At 41.6% G+C, this 19,285-nt stretch carries 16 protein-coding genes, 2 tRNA genes and 1 rRNA gene; 15 read left to right on the top strand and 4 right to left on the bottom strand.

All coding sequences use genetic code 11. The features are described 5' to 3' along the window. Window positions 1-13: 13 nt before the first annotated feature. The 3 genes from DDU33_RS04645 to DDU33_RS04635 form a co-directional block, all read right to left on the bottom strand. A tRNA-Ala gene (locus DDU33_RS04645) sits at window positions 14-89 on the bottom strand. A 61-nt stretch (window positions 90-150) separates the two neighbouring features. After that, a tRNA-Ile gene (locus DDU33_RS04640) sits at window positions 151-227 on the bottom strand. Window positions 228-305: 78 nt separating this feature from the next. Next, a 16S ribosomal RNA gene (locus DDU33_RS04635) occupies window positions 306-1,847 on the bottom strand. A gap of 397 nt (window positions 1,848-2,244) precedes the next feature. Between DDU33_RS04635 and DDU33_RS04630 the strand changes: the two genes are divergently transcribed. The 7 genes from DDU33_RS04630 (at window position 2,245) to DDU33_RS04600 (ending at window position 9,995) form a co-directional block, all read left to right on the top strand. Beyond that, window positions 2,245-3,078 (top strand): DUF5718 family protein, encoded by an 834-nt coding sequence (locus DDU33_RS04630; protein WP_108923413.1) that lies wholly within the window; start codon window positions 2,245-2,247, stop codon window positions 3,076-3,078. Window positions 3,079-3,219: 141 nt separating this feature from the next. Beyond that, complete coding sequence (locus DDU33_RS04625) at window positions 3,220-4,032, top strand: DNA ligase (RefSeq protein ID WP_108923412.1); 813 nt, start codon at window positions 3,220-3,222, stop codon at window positions 4,030-4,032. 148 nt (window positions 4,033-4,180) lie between these two features. Continuing rightward, complete coding sequence (sdcA, locus tag DDU33_RS04620) at window positions 4,181-5,455, top strand: sodium/C4-dicarboxylate transporter SdcA (protein WP_108923411.1); 1,275 nt, start codon at window positions 4,181-4,183, stop codon at window positions 5,453-5,455. Window positions 5,456-5,641: 186 nt separating this feature from the next. Beyond that, on the top strand, window positions 5,642-5,899 hold the full coding sequence (locus DDU33_RS04615) for an oxaloacetate decarboxylase subunit gamma (protein ID WP_108923410.1): 258 nt from the start codon (window positions 5,642-5,644) through the stop codon (window positions 5,897-5,899). Window positions 5,900-5,940: 41 nt separating this feature from the next. Further along, window positions 5,941-7,752 carry a sodium-extruding oxaloacetate decarboxylase subunit alpha gene (gene oadA / locus DDU33_RS04610; protein ID WP_108923409.1) on the top strand — a complete coding sequence of 604 codons (1,812 nt, stop codon included), beginning with the start codon at window positions 5,941-5,943 and terminating at the stop codon, window positions 7,750-7,752. A gap of 114 nt (window positions 7,753-7,866) precedes the next feature. Next, entirely contained in the window at window positions 7,867-9,174 is a 1,308-nt protein-coding gene (locus tag DDU33_RS04605) for an oxaloacetate decarboxylase subunit beta (RefSeq protein ID WP_035293969.1), read from the top strand. Window positions 9,175-9,305: 131 nt separating this feature from the next. Further along, window positions 9,306-9,995, top strand: coding sequence for a ComF family protein (locus DDU33_RS04600; protein ID WP_108923408.1), 690 nt, complete (start codon window positions 9,306-9,308; stop codon window positions 9,993-9,995). On the opposite strand, the gene DDU33_RS04595 is transcribed toward DDU33_RS04600, so the two are convergent. Beyond that, a complete protein-coding gene (locus DDU33_RS04595) occupies window positions 9,981-10,874 on the bottom strand; it encodes a LysR family transcriptional regulator (protein ID WP_108923407.1) in 894 nt (297 codons plus the stop codon). The genes DDU33_RS04600 and DDU33_RS04595 overlap by 15 nt on opposite strands. A 131-nt stretch (window positions 10,875-11,005) precedes the next feature. Between DDU33_RS04595 and DDU33_RS04590 the strand changes: the two genes are divergently transcribed. The 8 genes from DDU33_RS04590 to DDU33_RS04555 all read left to right on the top strand — a co-directional run bounded on the left by DDU33_RS04590 (window position 11,006) and on the right by DDU33_RS04555 (window position 19,277). Further along, the gene (locus DDU33_RS04590) at window positions 11,006-11,413 is read left to right on the top strand and encodes a DoxX family protein (RefSeq protein WP_005820459.1); all 408 of its coding nucleotides are present in this window, start codon (window positions 11,006-11,008) and stop codon (window positions 11,411-11,413) included. Window positions 11,414-11,751: 338 nt separating this feature from the next. After that, the gene (locus tag DDU33_RS04585; RefSeq protein ID WP_108923406.1) at window positions 11,752-12,429 is read left to right on the top strand and encodes a response regulator; all 678 of its coding nucleotides are present in this window, start codon (window positions 11,752-11,754) and stop codon (window positions 12,427-12,429) included. Beyond that, window positions 12,422-13,780, top strand: a complete 1,359-nt coding sequence (locus DDU33_RS04580; protein ID WP_108923405.1) for an ATP-binding protein — start codon at window positions 12,422-12,424, stop codon at window positions 13,778-13,780. Before DDU33_RS04585 ends, DDU33_RS04580 begins: the two co-directional genes overlap by 8 nt. 120 nt (window positions 13,781-13,900) lie before the next feature. After that, on the top strand, window positions 13,901-15,526 hold the full coding sequence (locus DDU33_RS04575; protein ID WP_108923404.1) for a phosphoethanolamine transferase: 1,626 nt from the start codon (window positions 13,901-13,903) through the stop codon (window positions 15,524-15,526). A 294-nt stretch (window positions 15,527-15,820) separates the two neighbouring features. Continuing rightward, complete coding sequence (locus DDU33_RS04570; RefSeq protein WP_108923403.1) at window positions 15,821-16,825, top strand: ornithine carbamoyltransferase; 1,005 nt, start codon at window positions 15,821-15,823, stop codon at window positions 16,823-16,825. A 56-nt stretch (window positions 16,826-16,881) separates the two neighbouring features. Next, window positions 16,882-17,826: a carbamate kinase gene (arcC, locus tag DDU33_RS04565; protein WP_005821265.1), complete on the top strand. Its 945-nt coding sequence runs from the start codon at window positions 16,882-16,884 to the stop codon at window positions 17,824-17,826. A 91-nt stretch (window positions 17,827-17,917) separates the two neighbouring features. Beyond that, window positions 17,918-18,367 (top strand): ribosomal protein S18-alanine N-acetyltransferase, encoded by a 450-nt coding sequence (rimI, locus tag DDU33_RS04560; protein WP_420807411.1) that lies wholly within the window; start codon window positions 17,918-17,920, stop codon window positions 18,365-18,367. A 19-nt stretch (window positions 18,368-18,386) separates the two neighbouring features. Further along, window positions 18,387-19,277: a homocysteine S-methyltransferase family protein gene (locus DDU33_RS04555; RefSeq protein ID WP_005821263.1), complete on the top strand. Its 891-nt coding sequence runs from the start codon at window positions 18,387-18,389 to the stop codon at window positions 19,275-19,277. The last annotated feature ends 8 nt before the right edge of the window (window positions 19,278-19,285 follow it).

The following is a 19,285-nucleotide window of genomic DNA, read 5'->3' as shown; positions in this document are numbered from 1 at the left end:
TAAATATGATGATTGGTGGAGATAAGCGGGATCGAACCGCTGACCTCCTGCGTGCAAGGCAGGCGCTCTCCCAGCTGAGCTATATCCCCAATTCATCACATCTCTTAGTTTTCACTCATCTTTGCTCAATATCACTATCTCACATTCGAGTGGTGGGTCTGAGTGGACTTGAACCACCGACCTCACCCTTATCAGGGGTGCGCTCTAACCACCTGAGCTACAGACCCAAAAGGATGTTTCGTTCTCTTTCTTGTCTACTTCCTATCAAACAATCTGTGTGAACACTTGCAGTCGCTTCATTTTGGTAAGGAGGTGATCCAACCGCAGGTTCCCCTACGGTTACCTTGTTACGACTTCACCCCAGTCATGAATCATACCGTGGTAAACGCCCCCGTTTCCGTTAAGCTATCTACTTCTGGTACAACCCACTCCCATGGTGTGACGGGCGGTGTGTACAAGGCCCGGGAACGTATTCACCGCAACATTCTGATTTGCGATTACTAGCGATTCCGACTTCATGGAGTCGAGTTGCAGACTCCAATCCGGACTTAGACGTACTTTGTGAGATTTGCTCCATGTCGCCATATTGCTTCCCTCTGTATACGCCATTGTAGCACGTGTGTAGCCCTACTCGTAAGGGCCATGATGACTTGACGTCATCCCCACCTTCCTCCAGTTTATCACTGGCAGTCTCCTTTGAGTTCCCGGCCGAACCGCTGGCAACAAAGGATAAGGGTTGCGCTCGTTGCGGGACTTAACCCAACATTTCACAACACGAGCTGACGACAGCCATGCAGCACCTGTCTCAAAGTTCCCGAAGGCACAAACTCATCTCTGAGTTCTTCTTTGGATGTCAAGAGTAGGTAAGGTTCTTCGCGTTGCATCGAATTAAACCACATGCTCCACCGCTTGTGCGGGCCCCCGTCAATTCATTTGAGTTTTAACCTTGCGGCCGTACTCCCCAGGCGGTCGATTTATCACGTTAGCTACGGGCACCAAGCTTAAAGCCCAATCCCCAAATCGACAGCGTTTACAGCGTGGACTACCAGGGTATCTAATCCTGTTTGCTCCCCACGCTTTCGCACATGAGCGTCAGTATATTCCCAAGGGGCTGCCTTCGCCTTCGGTATTCCTCCACATCTCTACGCATTTCACCGCTACACGTGGAATTCTACCCCTCCCTAAAATACTCTAGCGACCCAGTATGAAATGCAATTCCCAGGTTAAGCCCGGGGCTTTCACATCTCACTTAAGTCACCGCCTGCGTGCCCTTTACGCCCAGTCATTCCGATTAACGCTCGCACCCTCCGTATTACCGCGGCTGCTGGCACGGAGTTAGCCGGTGCTTCTTCTGTGACTAACGTCAATCAAGTAAGCTATTAACTTACCTGCCTTCCTCATCACCGAAAGAACTTTACAACCCGAAGGCCTTCTTCATTCACGCGGCATGGCTGCATCAGGGTTCCCCCCATTGTGCAATATTCCCCACTGCTGCCTCCCGTAGGAGTCTGGACCGTGTCTCAGTTCCAGTGTGGCTGGTCATCCTCTCAGACCAGCTAGAGATCGTCGGCTTGGTAGGCCTTTACCCCACCAACTACCTAATCCCACTTGGGCTCATCTTATGGCAGGTGGCCCGAAAGTCCCACCCTTTAATCCGAAGATATTACGCGGTATTAGCTACAGTTTCCCGTAGTTATCCCCCTCCATAAGCCAGATTCCCAAGCATTACTCACCCGTCCGCCACTCGTCAGCAAAGAAAGCAAGCTTTCTTCCTGTTACCGTTCGACTTGCATGTGTTAAGCCTGCCGCCAGCGTTCAATCTGAGCCATGATCAAACTCTTCAATTCAAAAAGTTTAATCGCTCAATAAACTGCTTAGCTAAAGTTTACATATTACTTTTAAGTAAAAATGAATTTCTAGTTTAAGCACCTATTAAGACTTCAAAATTAAATAATATTTTCAAATAAAGTCAATCAACAAGTGCCCACACAGATTGTCTGATAAGTTGTTAAAGAACAAAAAATAACGACGCACTGCTAATCAATTTAACTTACTCACAACAGTGCGTCGTTGTGTGTGATGCATTATAGAGAAAAATAAAAACCTTGCAAGTACTTTTTTAAAAATTTATTTGAAAAACACCTCATTCGCTTGAAAATTATTCAAAATCAATATTTTCTTTTATTTTTTGTCATATATTAGTATATTTTCCATACCTATTTAGCCTTCTAGGAGATTTCTATAATGCAAAATACTTTATTTATTGGTTTAGGCGTTGCTGGAAACTTTGCTGGACATTTAGAACAAGCGGGCGAAGCTGCCGATTTTTTACAAGTAAAAACAGAAGAAGCTATCCAGCCTAAAGCCATTTTTCCATTTTATGTGCCTAGCCAAACATTAAGTGAAACCGAAGCATTCTTATCGGTTTATCCACTCTCTCATCATACGATCGCTTTTCCTAACGATGCCGATAATCTGCAAATTGAACCTGAAGTTGCTCTTATTTGTGATATCGAATACCAAGATCACAAAGTTGTCGCTCTCAAGCCAACACATTTTGCCGCTTATAACGACTGCTCTATTCGCCGTCCAAATGCTCGTAAAATTTGTGAAAAGAAAAATTGGGGCGCAAATTCAAAAGGTATTTCAGCAACACAGATTGCATTAGATACATTCACAAAAGGTGGGGTATTAGATAATTATAACATCGCTTGTTTTCACAAACGTGATGGGCAACTCAATACTTATGGTGAAGATAGCCCTGCGGTAAGTTACAGCTACTTCCATCAAAAATTATTAAATTGGATTGTGGATAAAATGAATAACCAACCGGATCAAGGACCAATGAGCTACATTGCTGAATTGATTAAACAAGCCGATTATCCAACAAAAGCCATTATTAGCATTGGCGCAACTCGTTATACCGAATTTGGTGAAAGCAATTTCTTACAACCTAACGATACCAGTATCGTCGTTGTTTACAATGCAACTAAATACTCTCATCAGCAAATTGTAGAAATGGCAGAGAAAGAAACCTTTGCCGATGATATTTCAGCGCTAGTTCAAAAAGTTGTCTAGCCGAGATCATTTATTCAAGCGGTTAAATTTATACTTATTTTTGCGATCTCACTCGAAAAATCAGCAATAAAATCTGACCGCTTGTTTACTTTCTTTTATATTCATCGTTATTCCATCTGATTTAAGGTATGAGGTATTACGATGAAATTTCTTTTTTTACTCTGCTTTCTTTTGCCTATCAATCTTTTTGCTCAAAAACCCGATTTGATGTTACTCGGGCAATATAAAAATCAGGACATTCACGGCTGGGTAATGAGTGAAAAACTTGATGGTGTGAGAGGATTTTGGGACGGTAAGCAACTGCTTAGCCGCCAAGGGAACGCATTTTCTCCGCCCGATTATTTTTTCAAATCATTTCCCCCTTTTGCTATTGATGGCGAAATTTATGGCAAGCAAGTTTCCTTTGAAGAAATATCAGCGATCACTCGATCCGCTGAACCAAAAGGCTGGTATAAGCTGAAACTCTATGTTTTTGATGTCCCTCACGCAGAAGGGAATTTATTTGAGCGCTTGGCAAAACTGGAACAATACTTACAAGCCAATCCCACCCCCTATATTGAAATTATTCAACAAATTCCGATCCAAAGTTCAGAACATTTGCAACAGTTCTACCAAAATGTACTTCAACATAACGGCGAAGGCGCCGTGGTAAGAAATCCACAGTCGCCTTATATTCATGGACGTTCTGCCCAAATATTGAAATTAAAACCAGAGTTTGATGAAGAGTGTAAAGTGATTGCCCATCATCAGGGGAAAGGAAAATATGCAGATAAATTAGGTGCAATTAGTTGTAAAAACCATCGAGGGATCTTTCGTATTGGTTCAGGTTTTAAAGATCAAGATCGCCTTACACCTCCGCCTATTGGCGCCATTATTACTTATAAATATCGTGGACTAACCGAAAAAGGTAAACCTCGCTTTGCGACTTATCTGCACCAACGGGCTGATAATTAAGCTAATCCATAATAAAAATGTGATCCTATTCACAAAATTGTATCTCTAATTGCAAAATAGCTCATTTTTTTGTGCCAGATCAAATTGTTGTTTGGTAAGCTCGGTATGATTTGAAAGTTCATACATATAAATGACTGAAGGAGATTAAATGACCCTAAGTGTAATTACCTTATGCTTTTTAGGTTTTGCGGTGTTGATGTTTGCGCTAGAAAAACTACCGCTTGCTGTTACCGCAATGATCGTTACCGTGGGATTGGCTGTAACCGGTGTATTACCGCCTAAAGAAGCCTTTTTAGGTTTCATCGATACCAATGTAATTTTATTTGTAGCGATGTTCGTTATCGGTGGCGCGTTATTTGAAACCGGTATGGCGAATAAAATTGGAGGCGTGGTAAGCCGTTTTGCCAAAAGTGAGCGCCAATTAATGGTGGTATTGATGGTCATTACCGGTTTAATGTCCGGCGTATTATCTAACACAGGTACGGCAGCTATTTTAATTCCGGTTATTCTAGGGGTTGCGCTGAAATCCGGCTTTGCTCGCTCTCGGTTACTGATGCCAATGGCATTTGCCTCAACACTCGGAGGCAATCTTTCATTGATTGGTTCACCAAACAACTTAGTGGTTCAAGGCGTTTTATCACAAACAGGATTGAAATTTGGCTTCTTTGAATACGCAAAATTAGGCTTACCGATTTTAATCGTTGGTATTCTTTATTTTGTTCTTATTGGCTATCGTTTTTTACCAGCACAACCTAATATCCACGTAGAAGAGAGTGAATATTATGCTTTCCATAATCACCATAATGAGATCCCAAAATGGAAACAATACCTTTCGCTTTGTGTGTTAGTCGCTACATTATTAGCGATGGTTTTTGAAGATGTGATTGGCATTAAGCTCTATATTTCAGCTTGTATCGGCGCATTGATTTTAGTCATCATGCGCGTTATTACGGAAAAACAAGCCTATGAAGCGATCGATAGCCAAGTGGTTTTCCTTTTTGCTGGAACATTAGCTCTTGCCGATGCTCTACAACGTACCGGAGCAGGTGCTGATATCGCACACTCTATTTTAGGCTTACTCGGTTCACAACCAAGCCCAACGATTTTATTGCTAACCATTTTATTGCTTAGCTGTTTATTAACAAACTTTATGTCTAATACTGCAACTGCTGCGCTTTTAGCACCGATTGGCTTATCCATTGCCGGTTCGCTTGGTGCTGACCCTCGTGCAGTATTGATGGCGGTCGTGATTGGTTCTTCTTGCGCGTTTGCTACACCAATCGGCACTCCTGCCAACACAATGGTACTTTCTGTCGGGCATTATCGCTTTATGGATTATGTCAAAGCTGGTTTACCACTCATTGCAATTACGATTGCTTCAGCAATGATTTTACTCCCTATTTTCTTCCCATTTTTCCCGTAAAAATGGCGAGAACAAGCGGTTAGATTTTTAATATTTTTTGCAAAAAAGTTTGAAATTTAACCGCTTACAAAAGCTTAAAGATTTTTTTGTGATCTATACCTCATTTTTCATCTTGAGTCTTTGCAACAACCGATGTTCAAGATTATGCTTTAAGCTACTGACTATTCAACTTCGAGAGGAAACACTATGACTAATGCAGAACTGTTCGGAGAAGGGATAAACCTGATGATTTCAGGTATGGGCTTTGTGCTCTTTTTCCTCTTCGTGTTAATTTATGCGATCAGCTTTATCTCAACGCTGATCAATAAATTTTTCCCCGAGCCCATAACTGAAGCACCACCACCTAAGCCTAAAGCCACCGTTGCCCAAACAGATGATCTTTCCCGTTTACGCCCTGTTATTGCGGCAGCCATTGCCCATCATCGAAAAATGCAAGGACTATAAACAAGTTACATTCAAACAAAAATAACTAAAGGATAATAATTATGACAACTCAAACCAAAAAAATTGCTATTACAGACGTAGTACTTCGTGATGCTCATCAATCGCTTTTTGCGACCCGTTTACGTTTAGATGATATGCTTCCTATTGCCGCAGAATTAGATAAAATCGGTTATTGGTCTCTTGAAGCTTGGGGTGGAGCAACATTCGATAGTTGTATTCGTTTTTTAGGTGAAGATCCTTGGGTTCGTTTACGTGAACTCAAAAAAGCGATGCCAAAAACACCATTGCAAATGTTATTACGTGGTCAAAATTTATTAGGCTATCGCCACTACGCTGATGATGTTGTTGATAAGTTTGTCGAACGTTCTGTTGCCAATGGGATGAGTGTTTTCCGTGTATTTGATGCCTTAAACGACCCTCGAAATATGAAACAAGCGCTACAAGCGGTCAAAAAACAAGGCGGACACGCACAAGGTACATTAAGCTATACAACCAGCCCGGTACATACTTTACAAACTTGGTTAGACGTTACCGAACAACTTTTAGAAATCGGTATTGACTCGCTCGTTATCAAAGATATGTCGGGTATTTTAACACCAATGGCGGCTTACGAATTAGTCAATGAAATCAAAAAACGTTATGACGTTGAACTTCACTTACATTGCCACTCAACTACCGGTATGGCTGAAATGGCATTGCTTAAAGCAATTGAAGCCGGTGTAGATGGTGTGGATACTTCAATTTCTTCAATGAGTGGAACTTACGGACACCCTGCAACAGAATCTATCGTGGCAACCCTTCAAGGCACACCTTACGATACCGGACTTAGCATTCCTGAATTAGAAAAAATTGCCGCATACTTCCGTAATGTTCGTAAAAAATACGCCAAATTTGAAGGTCAATTACGTGGTATTGATAGCCGCATTTTGGTGGCTCAAGTGCCGGGCGGTATGCTAACCAATCTCGAAAGCCAACTTAAACAACAAAATGCTTCCGATAAACTCGATCTCGTTTTACAAGAAATTCCAAAAGTGCGTGAAGATCTCGGTAACATTCCGCTTGTTACGCCAACCTCGCAAATTGTTGGTACACAAGCCGTAATGAATGTGTTGATGGGCGAGCGTTATAAAACTATTGCTAAAGAAACTGCGGGGATCTTAAAAGGCGAATACGGACGTACGCCGGCACCGGTAAATGCGGCATTACAAGCTCGTGTATTAGAAGGCGCCGCACCAATTACCGATCGCCCTGCAGACCATATTGCACCGGAAATGGATAAAATTGTGGCAGAAGTCGTGGCTACCGCCAAAGAAAAAGGCATTAGCTTATCTGAAAACACCGTTGATGATGCGTTAATCGTCGCACTCTTCCAACAAGTGGGTTGGAAATTCTTAGAAAACCGTAACAATCCATCTGCATTCGAACCTGTACCAAACGGCGAAGAAGCGAAACCGGCAACAGCGGCTCAACCTAAAGCACAACCACAAACAGGTCCTGCGGTTTATACGATTGAAGTTGAAGGCAAAGCCTACGTGGTTAAAGTCAGCGAAGGTGGCGATATTACTAATATCGCACCAACTACTGCTACACCAGCTCCTGCTGCGCCACAAGCGGTCGCTTCTGCACCAACTTCTGCAAATGCAGAACCTGTCAAAGCACCAATGGCAGGTAACATTCTTAAAGTAGAAGTTAGCGAAGGACAGCAAGTTGCGGAAGGCGATGTATTACTCATTCTTGAAGCGATGAAAATGGAAACGCAAATCTGTGCGGCAAAAGCCGGTGTAGTACAAGGTATTAGCACCAAACAAGGCGATGTGGTTGCCGTCGATCAAGTATTAATGAGCATTGCGTAATTTATCCTTTTCTTAGAAATTGTCTTATTCCTTCCTCTTAAACCTGTAATGTTGGGGAGGAAGGCTCAAACAAGTCAATTAAGAGAAGAAAAATAACTTAAGGATTTTTATATGATTGATAGTATTATCGCTCTCTTCCAAGGTATGGGCATTATGCATATGGAGTTTGGACAAGCCATTATGATTGCAGTGAGCTTGCTTTTACTCTGGCTTGCCATTGCCAAAAAATTTGAGCCGTTACTGCTTGTCCCTATCGGCTTTGGGGGGCTGTTATCGAATATCCCTGAAGCAGGGCTTGCGATGACTGCACTTGATAACCTTCTACATCACGGAACAACTGAACAATTAGCCCTCATTGCTGCAAAAGTAAATAGTGCGAATCTTGATGTTCATAGCATTAAAGAAGCCATTGCGATGACTGCTCCTTCGGTGCAAAATGAGCTTGAAGTCATTGCCGGAGATATGGGTTATACCGCAGGTGTTTTAGCTCTATTCTATAAAGTTGCGATTGGCTATGGTGTTGCACCGCTTATCATCTTTATGGGTGTAGGGGCAATGACAGATTTCGGTCCACTCCTTGCCAACCCAAGAACATTATTGCTCGGTGCGGCAGCTCAATTTGGGATCTTTGCAACAGTGTTAGGTGCATTAGGCCTAAACTGGTTAGGCATTATCGACTTTACCCTGCCGCAAGCGGCAGCTATCGGGATTATCGGTGGTGCAGACGGTCCGACTGCCATTTATCTTGCCAGCAAACTCGCCCCTGAATTATTAGGTGCTATTGCGGTTGCGGCATACTCTTATATGGCGTTAGTACCGTTAATCCAACCGCCAATTATGAAAGCCTTAACGACAGAGCAAGAACGTAAAATCCGTATGGTGCAACTCCGCCACGTAAGTAACCGTGAAAAAATTATTTTCCCTATCGTGTTATTGCTTCTCGTAGCGTTATTACTACCAGATGCTGCGCCACTACTCGGTATGTTCTGTTTCGGTAATTTAATGCGTGTAAGTGGCGTAGTTGAACGTTTAAATGACACCGCACAAAACGCTCTGATCAATATCGTTACCATCTTTTTAGGCTTATCTGTTGGCGCAAAATTGGTTGCGGATAAATTCTTACAACCACAAACCTTAGGTATCTTATTACTCGGCGTCATCGCATTCGGTATTGGTACTGCAAGCGGTGTGTTGATGGCTAAATTAATGAACAAATTTAGCAAAAATAAAATCAACCCACTTATCGGTTCTGCAGGGGTTTCTGCCGTACCAATGGCAGCCCGTGTATCGAATAAAGTAGGCTTAGAGTCCGATAAACAAAATTTCTTATTGATGCACGCAATGGGTCCAAACGTTGCCGGCGTTATTGGCTCCGCCATTGCCGCAGGCGTCATGTTGAAATACATTTCTGCGATGATGTAATTCATCGTAAAAGTAGAACGGCTAATCAAATCTTCTGATTAGCCGTTTTTTTATCGAGAAATCCTTTTTTCGAGCATGATCGCAAAACAAAAACGCCATTTCTGTTACCTTTTTCCCAAAGAGGAAAAAAGATGAATATATTACGTTTTCGCTGTTTTCATTGCGATAGACCACTCATGATTGCTTCACATGGCTTTTGCAGTCGATGTATTAAAGAGATCACAATATCGCCCTATTGCGGACATTGTGGCGCGACACTCGCTGAGAATAGTTTATCTTGTGGAGAGTGCTTAAGAAATGAGCCCAAGTGGCAACGCATTGTGCAAATTTCCTTGTATAAACCACCGCTTGCAGATTGGATTCAGCGCTTTAAATTTCAGCAACACTACTGGTTAGATCAAGCGCTTGCCCGTTTGTTGTTGCTGGCGGTCAAACAAGCACAGCGTGAACATCAACTGGAATTACCTGAAGTTATCATCCCTGTACCACTTTTTTGGCAGAGACATTGGCAACGAGGCTATAATCAATCAGAATTGATTGCAAAATGCCTTTCCACTTGGTTGAAAATCCCACTCGATACTCAAAGTTTAAGCCGAATTCGCCATACCGCACCGCAACGAGAATTGAGTGCAAAAGAAAGAAGGCGAAATCTAAAAGGTGCATTTCGTTACCAACCTCAACGACAAGCGGGTAAATTTTATCAACGTATTGCAATTATTGATGATGTGGTAACCACCGGCTCAACCTTAAATACTATTTGCCTTGAATTAAAGAAAGCCGGTGTTAAAGAAGTACAGGTTTGGACTTTAGCGCGCGCTTAGTTGTTGAAAATAATGCGTGATCGCCTCACAAGCGATACGCACTTTTTCAGACTGAATTCGCTGTAAAGTGACCAGATAGAGTGGGCTTGAAGGCAAATGCCATTCAGGAAAAAGCTTCACTAATTCCTTAGAATGCAGTTCATGATCTAAATCCACTAAAGGCTGTAATGAAATGCCAAATCCTTTCATCGTTAAGCACCGACTTGCCAACAAGCTATTTGTTTTAATCCGATAATTCGGTAACACCTTAATTTTTTTATCTTGTTGATATAATTCTATTTCACTCGGCGCTAACGGCGAGAAATGAATCCAATCTAATGTTGATAACCCTTCTGGTGAATCTGGGAGTTTTTGCTTACTCAAATAATCCTTTTGCCCGAGAATCGCAAATTGAACATCATAAATATGACGGGCAATCATCGTGTCGTGTAATGCACCTGTCCCCACTCTTAAGGCAATATCAACTTGTTCTTCGATGAGATCGACATTCTTATCAGAAAAAGAAATATTGAGAGAAAAACCCAAATGGTTCTCGATAATTTCTTTTAAAACATCAAGCAATTTGGAATCCATAAAGCCGGAAGGACAAGAAATATTTAGCCAGCCAATAGGATCTGAACGTAGTACTTCCACACACTTTACCGCATTTTCTGCATTTTTTTGCATTTGCCTTACATGTTGATAAAATACCTCTCCGGCTTCAGTTAAAGAGAGTTTACGTGTTGTACGATTTAATAATTTGATTTGAAGTTGTTGTTCCAGCTTTTGCAAAGATTGCGTAACCGCAGAAGGCGTCATCTGTAATTTTTCAGCGGCTGCCTGCATAGAGCCTTGCTCCACAACCATCACAAAAACCGACATTGATTTAAAATCGTACATATAAAATAACCTTTATTATTAAGTTAAGCTAAAGAGTTTATTTAGGAATAGCAGGGTTATCAAATGAGAATTTTTCATTATAATGCACGCCGTAACATTTATTTTACTTTTTTATCGAGGAATTTAACAAAATGAACCAAGCAATTGAAAAATTAAGCCCGGTTATTCTTTTATTAGCACGTGTTGTTATCGGCTATATGTTCTTACTTCACGGCACCGCGAAATTCTTTGAATTTCCAATGTCAATGACCGGTGGAAACGGTAGCGTACCACTTTTCTCTATTTACGGCGTTGGCGGTATTATTGAAATCGTAGGCGGTTTATTCACTATTTTAGGTTTATTCACCCGCCCAACTGCGTTCTTATTAGCAGGTCAAATGGCATATGCTTACTTCTTTATGCATATGACAGCAGATACGATTTTCGATCCTTTAACAAATAAAGGCGAATTAGCGGTAATGTACTGCATGGCATTCTTAATCTTATTAGTAACAGGTGCTGGAAAATTATCGTTAGATGCCAAATTAAACAATAAATAACTCTTAATAATATAGACCCCCAAAGGTAAAACGGTACTCACTTCGGTAAGTACCGTTTTTAATTTTGCCAAAAATTTTAAACGCTAATTTTCTGCTAATTTTTAGCACTTATTATACCCACATCGAATAAAACTCGATGCAACTATATTTTTTCATACTTTTACCGCATCTTCTGATGCGGTTTTTTTTAACAAAAAACGGTATTATGTGGTACTTGCACAAACCTTAAATGTTTTCGTAGAGGCGGGGTTTATCCCCGCCCGAATATTAATAATTGTTTACGGGCAGGGATAAACCCTGCCCCTACATAAAGCTAGCGGTTCAAAAAGGATTAAACAATGCGAATTTTATTGGTTGAAGATGACAGAATGATCGCCGATGCCGTATCAGCGAACTTAAAAGATAACCATTATGCGGTCGATTGGGTCAATAATGGCAAAACCGCAGAAGAAGCCTTAATGATCCAATCTTATGATTTGGTCTTGCTTGATCTTGGCTTGCCTGGGCAAGATGGCTTACAAGTACTTTCCCATATTCGCCAGAAAAAGAATTCAACCCCAGTGTTGATTGTGACCGCCCGAGATGATTTAGATAGCCGTCTTTCCGGATTAGACGGTGGTGCCGATGATTACATTATCAAACCCTTTGATATGGCGGAACTCCAAGCTCGTATGCGTGCGGTTTTACGCCGCCACGGTGGACAAAGTTCGCCTAAACTTACCAACGGTGTGATTACACTTGACCCAACTTCATACGTGGTTGAAATTGCGGGGCAAAACAGCACAATTACGCTCAGCAACAAAGAATTTTCGGTATTACATGCATTAATCAGCCGAGCTGGAATTATTCTCTCTCGAGCCGATTTAGAAGATAAAATCTACGCTTGGGGCGAGGAAGTCGAAAGCAATGCCATTGATTTTCTCATTCACGGTTTACGTAAAAAAATTGGCAAAGAACAAATCAAAAATGTGCGAGGTGTAGGTTGGATGATGCCTAAAGGAGATAGCAATGTTTAAATCCATAAAAGCCAAACTGATAACCTGTTTACTGCTTTCTACGGCTCTCACAAGCTTCATTGCCTCTGGGATCGCTTTTTACGATACCTATCGTGAAACTTATAAACTGCAAGATCGTACTCTAAAACAGATCTCCGAATACATTGGTACCCCTGCCATTATTCAAGAAGGCTTTCGACAGGGCGATGATAACCGCATTGCGGTTTATTGGATCGCAAAGGGGCAGCCACACCCTTATTTTCAACTACCTGAAAACTTAGAAAATCAGTTCTACAATATCAGTCAAAAAGAAAGTACATTTGTGTTGGCTTCAAATCAGAACCCACGCAATATTTTCTCAAATCTACTCTATTCCGAAGTCCCTTATCGTGCTTACTTCCGTTCAACCTCGGAAGGAACGCTAATTGTGATGCAAGAAAATGAGTACCGTGAAGAGCTTGCACTACACGCGGCTTGGGCTAGTTTAATGCCGTTATTGCTTCTCTTGCCTCTGATTGCCGGTTTAATTTTCTGGATCGTCAAACGAACGATGAAACCGGTCGAACAGTTGTCAAACAGCCTGACATTACGTCAAGAGCAAGACCTTACGCCACTTTCTCTCGCCAAAATCCCGACCGAAGTGACTGGCTTTGTACAGGCTATCAATCAGCTTTTAGGGCGAACAGAAGCCTTTATGCTACAACAAAAACGCTTTATTGCGGATGCTGCTCACGAGCTACGTAGCCCGATGACCGCGCTTTCTCTACAAGCGGAGCGTTTAAAAAATCAAAATATGCCTGCCGAGGCAAAATCGCAAGTGCTGCAACTTAACCAAGGTATTCGCCGTAGCTGTAACTTATTGGAGCAGCTTCTTTCATTTGCTCGCAGTCAAAATAAGGAACACAAACATCAAGGAATGCTCAATCTTCATACGATTTTTAATCGTGTCATCGAAGATTTATACCCTTTAGTTGAGCAGAAAAACCAAGATATTGGCGTGATTTCAACCGGTAATCCCACTTTTTATGCCAATGAAACCGATGCTTATCTACTGATAAAAACCTTGGTTGATAATGCGATCCGCTATACACCTGAAGGCTCGCAGATTGATTTGAGTGCGGTGGAGTATGATGATGTTTTGGAAATCTTCGTAGAAGATAATGGTAAAGGTATTCCGGAGGAGGAGCGTGAACGAGTACTGGATCCATTCTATCGTATTTTAGGTTCAGACGAGCAAGGTTCCGGTTTGGGCTTAGCCATTACTCATCAAATTGTGCAAAATTACGGTGGTGAACTGCAACTACTGGACAGTCCACATTTTGAGAGTGGGTTAATGGTCAAAATACTTTTCAAAAAAACGCAAAATAAATAATCCGCTAATTTTTGGCTAATTTTCATCTCCTACAATAACACCATCAACATTTTGATGGTGTTTTTTATTAGTATTTTTTCTTGGTTATTTTTATGAAAATTAACCGCTTGTAGGAGTTCTATGCGCCGTTTTTTACCTAAGTGGAAACTCTCTTCCACGACCCTTAACCTGATTTTATCGCTCTACTTTACTGCTGTACTTAACCTCGCTTTTTTCCGTGAGGTGTTTAGCCTTAGCAATGGGGAGCTTTTTGCTTACACTACGCCGCTCGTGCTTTTTGTTGCGTGTAATATCGTCTTTAATATTCTTGCCGTGCCGGTTTTACATAAAATCATTATTCCCCTCTTTTTGATTTTAAGTGCGGCGATAAGCTATAACTCACTGTTTTATAACGTTTATTTTGACCGTGATATGCTGACCAACGTGCTACAAACAAACTGGGCAGAAAGTTCGAGAATGATGAGCTTCAGTTATCTTTTATGGTTATTGACTCTAGGCGTGCTTCCCGCAGTACTTTATCTTTGCGTGAAAGTGGAATATAGAAAATGGTGGAAAGAACTCTTCGCTCGCTTTGCTGCTATTTTAGCTTCGGCTTTAGTGGTGGTGGCAGTCGGTTCTGTTTACTATCAGGATTACGCCTCTTTTTTTCGTAACAACAAATATCTTCCACATTTGATTGTACCGTCTAATTTTGTCGCTGCAACCATCAGTAAAATCAAGCATACCAGAATGGAAAATATGCCCTTTGTTCAAACCGGCAAAGATGCCAAAGTGAAGAAGCCGGACGATTACAAACACGTTACCGTGATTGTACTTGGCGAGACCACACGTGGACAAAACTGGGGGCTAAACGGTTATTCACGCCAAACAACGCCGCTAATGGCAAAACGCCTTGCAAGCGGTCAGAATTTAGTGAATTTTAGCAATGTCTCAAGTTGTGGCACGGCGACGGCGATTTCTGTGCCTTGTATGTTCTCAAATCTTAATCGTGAAAACTATGATGAAGTGACGGCTAAACATCAAGATAATTTGCTCGATACACTACAACACGCTGGTGTAAACGTCCAATGGGTAGAGAACAACAGCGATTGTAAAGATATGTGTAATCGTGTACCAACCGTGAATACCATTGATCTGAACTTACCTGAATTTTGTACGGAAGGAGAGTGTTTAGATAACATTATGTTACCAGAGTTAGATAAAGCACTTGCTAACGTAAAACAAGATACCGTCATTGTTTTACATACCATTGGTAGCCACGGTCCAACCTATTTTGAACGTTACACAGATAAAGAACGGGTATTCACACCAACCTGTGATACCAAAGAGATCAGCCAATGTTCTCAAGAAGAATTAGTTAATACCTATGATAATGGGATTGTTTATATTGACCAGTTTTTAGATAAGGTTATCGCTCGTCTTGAGCAACATAAAGAGTGGGAAAGCGTTGTCTATTATCTTTCAGATCACGGCGAAAGTTTAGGTGAAAAAGGGCTTTTCCTTCATTCAGCGCCTTATGCCATTGCACCAAAAGAGCAAACACATATTCCAATGATGATGTGGTTCTCTGATTCATGGACAAAAAATGAACCGTTCGATTTAGATTGTTTACGTAAAAATGCAGAACAACCTTACTCGCACGATAACTTCTTCCATACCGTATTTAGCCTAATGGATATGGATATGACAAGTCTGAAAGAGTACCGCCCGGAGCTTGATATTTTGGCTCAGTGTAAAAAGAAATAGTCTATTACCTCACGTAGGGTGAGCATCCTAGCTCACCAAAACAACGATGAGAGTACTCAAAAGGTGGGCAAGGATGCCCATCCTACAAAAATCAAAGCTTTGTGCAACAGCTACATTATCTCTATTTTCCTTTCAAAAATTTTCTTTCTCCTATTGTCTCAAATAAATAATTATGCAATCATAATGCATAATTATTTAAAAAGAATTTCATCTGGCTATTTTTAAATTGAGTGCAAACGTTTGCTTTGCTAAAATAGCCCGATTTTTTCACACACATCAAATAGGAGCAATATTATGGCGTTTAATCTAAAAAATAGACATTTACTCAGTTTAGTAAACCATACCGAACGTGAAATCCGATTTTTATTAGATCTTGCTGCGGATCTGAAAAAAGCAAAATATGCCGGTACAGAACAGCAACGCTTAAAAGGGAAAAATATTGCTCTGATTTTTGAAAAAACTTCAACACGTACTCGCTGTGCATTTGAAGTGGCTGCTTACGATCAAGGCGCACACGTTACTTATATCGACCCAACTTCTTCACAAATTGGACATAAAGAGTCAATGAAAGATACCGCTCGTGTGTTAGGTCGTATGTATGACGCCATTGAATATCGTGGCTTTAAGCAATCAGTCGTAAACGAATTAGCACAATATGCCGGCGTACCTGTGTTCAACGGCTTAACCGATGAATTCCACCCAACGCAAATGTTAGCCGACGTTTTAACGATGATTGAAAATTGTGAAAAACCATTAAGCCAAATTAGCTATGTTTACATTGGCGATGCTCGCAATAATATGGGCAACTCTTTATTACTTATCGGCGCAAAATTAGGTATGGACGTACGTATCTGCGCACCAAAAGCACTGTTACCTGAAGATTCACTTGTAGAAATGTGTCAAAAATTTGCGCAAGAATCTGGTGCAAGAATTACCGTAACAGAAGATATTGATACCGCAGTAAAAGGCGTAGACTTTGTCCACACCGATGTTTGGGTATCGATGGGCGAGCCATTAGAGACTTGGGGCGAGCGTATTGAGATGTTAATGCCTTATCAAGTTACCCCTGAATTAATGAAACGCACCGGCAATTCGAAAGTGAAATTTATGCACTGTTTACCGGCATTCCACAATAGTGAAACAAAAGTCGGTAAAGAGATTGCCGCACAATACCCGGCGTTAGCCAATGGTATTGAGGTTACCGAAGATGTGTTTGAATCGCCGGCAAACGTGGCATTTGAACAAGCAGAAAACCGTATGCACACCATTAAAGCGGTTATGGTAGCAAGTTTAGCGTAATTGAACTTCGCTCCCTCTACTTATAGAGGGCGTGAAAAAAGAAGAAGGATAACATCATGAGAATTGTCGTAGCGCTTGGCGGCAACGCCCTATTAAAACGTGGCGAACCAATGACCGCCCAAAATCAATCGGCTAATATCCGTTTAGCCGCGGAACAACTGGCAAAAATTAAACCCAATAATGAATTAGTGATCTCACACGGTAATGGTCCACAAGTCGGCTTACTCGCATTACAACACGCCGCTTATCACGCCGTAGATAATAAAATTGAGCCTTATCCCCTTGATGTATTGGTTTCTCAAACAGTGGGTATGATTGGCTATATGTTACAACAGGAACTGACCAATCTTGTGCCTCAAACCCCAACTATTACCGTACTAAGCCAAGTGCTTGTTGATCCGAACGATCCGGCTTTCCAAAAGCCAAGTAAGCCAATTGGTCAAGTATATAGCAAAGAAGAAGCCGAAAAACTTGCAGCAGAAAAAGGTTGGACAGTAATGCCGGACGGTCAATATTATCGCCGTGCTGTACCAAGCCCATTACCACAAGGTGTAACAGGTATCGATTCTGTTAAAGCACTTCTTGCTAATAACAATATCGTCATTTGCGGTGGCGGTGGCGGTATCCCAAGTTTCCGCAATGAAAAAGGTGAATTACAGGGCGTAGAAGCCGTTGTAGATAAAGATCTTTGCACTGCGGTCATTTCACAAGAACTTGATGCGGACTTATTTGTGATCGCAACCGATGTGAAAGCAGCGTGCGTAAACTTCCAAAAAGAAGATCAAAAAGCCATTGCTAAAGCCAGCCCGGCAGCGCTCGAAGCACTTGCAAGCGAATTCGCACCCGGCTCAATGGGTCCAAAAGTAAAAGCAGTCATTAATTTCGTTAAAGCAACAGGCAAAGATGCGGTTATCGGCTCACTGTCTGATATTGAAGAAATTGTCAAAGGCAATGCAGGAACCCGTGTAACGAACAGCATTGACGGTGTAGAGTTCTACTAATCTTCCCCACATAGACAAGCGGTTGAATTGATTGTGTATTTTGCAAAATCCACTTAAAATTCAACCGCTTATTTTCTTTATGAGAGGTTTTATGTCTGAGCTATTGATTGAGCCTGTTACCGACACGGATTTTGAAATTCTTTTTACCATTGAACAAAAAGCACACCTCGTGCCGTGGTCAAAAGGCACTTTGCTTAATAACCAAGGCGAACGCTATCTTAATCTAAAATTAACTGAAAATGGACAAATCGTTGCCTTTGCGATTTGCCAAACGGTACTAGATGAAGCCACACTTTTCAATATTGCCGTCACGCCCGAAAAACAGGGTAAAGGCTACGGCAGAAAGCTACTCGAAGCTTTAATTAACGCCTTACAAGAACAAAAGATCCTGACTTTATGGCTAGAAGTAAGAGAAAGTAATCAAACCGCCCAACGACTTTACCAATCTTTAGGGTTTAATGAAGTTACGGTGCGAAAAAACTACTACCCTTGCCCCAATGGGCAAAAAGAAAACGCCATTGTGATGGCGCTTTATTTATAATTTTTCATAGGAACACAATATGACAATCACAATTCTTGACGGCGGTATGAGCCGTGAGCTTATGCGCCTTAATGCCCCTTTCCGCCAACCGGAATGGTCTGCCCTTTCTTTATATGAAAAACCGAGTGCTGTTCAACAAGTACACGAAAACTTTATTCAAAGTGGCGCAGAAATTATTACCACAAACAGCTATGCAGTAGTGCCTTTTCATATTGGCGATCAACGCTTTATTGCCGATGGAAAAATGCTTGCTGATTTAGCTGGGCGTTTAGCTAAACAAGCGGTTAAAAATAGCCAAAAAGATGTCAAAATCGCAGGTTCATTGCCACCTTTATTTGGCTCATATCGCCCAGATCTTTTCCAAGCTGATAAAGTGAAAGAAACGGCTCAACCATTGATTGACGGCTTAGCACCTTATGTCGATTTTTGGTTATGTGAAACCCAAAGCGCCATTATTGAGCCTCAATCGATCAAGCCATTACTCCCTGACAACCGTCCATTATGGGTTTCATTCACTTTAACTGATGATGAACCTACACCAGAGCCACAATTACGTTCAGGCGAAAGTGTCAAAATGGCAGTGGAGAAAATGATTGAACTTGGTGTACAAGCCATTCTCTTTAATTGCTGCCAACCTGAAGTTATTACCGAAGCATTAAACATTACCCGCCAAACATTAGCGGCTCATCAAGCGACACATATTCAGATCGGTGCTTACGCAAATGCATTTGCTCCTCAACCAAAAGATGCCACGGCTAACGATGGCTTAGATGAAGTGCGTCCTGATCTTGATCCGCAAGCCTACCTCACTTGGGCACAAAAATGGGTGGATTGTGGCGCAACCATTATTGGTGGCTGCTGCGGTATTGGGCTTGAGCATATTCAAGCATTATCAGCAAACCTCAAATAAGGGAAAGA

Origin of the sequence: Actinobacillus porcitonsillarum, assembly GCF_003101015.1 — a bacterium.
Classification (GTDB): Bacteria; Pseudomonadota; Gammaproteobacteria; order Enterobacterales; family Pasteurellaceae; genus Haemophilus_A; species Haemophilus_A porcitonsillarum.
This window is presented reverse-complemented; position numbering and strand designations above follow the sequence as displayed.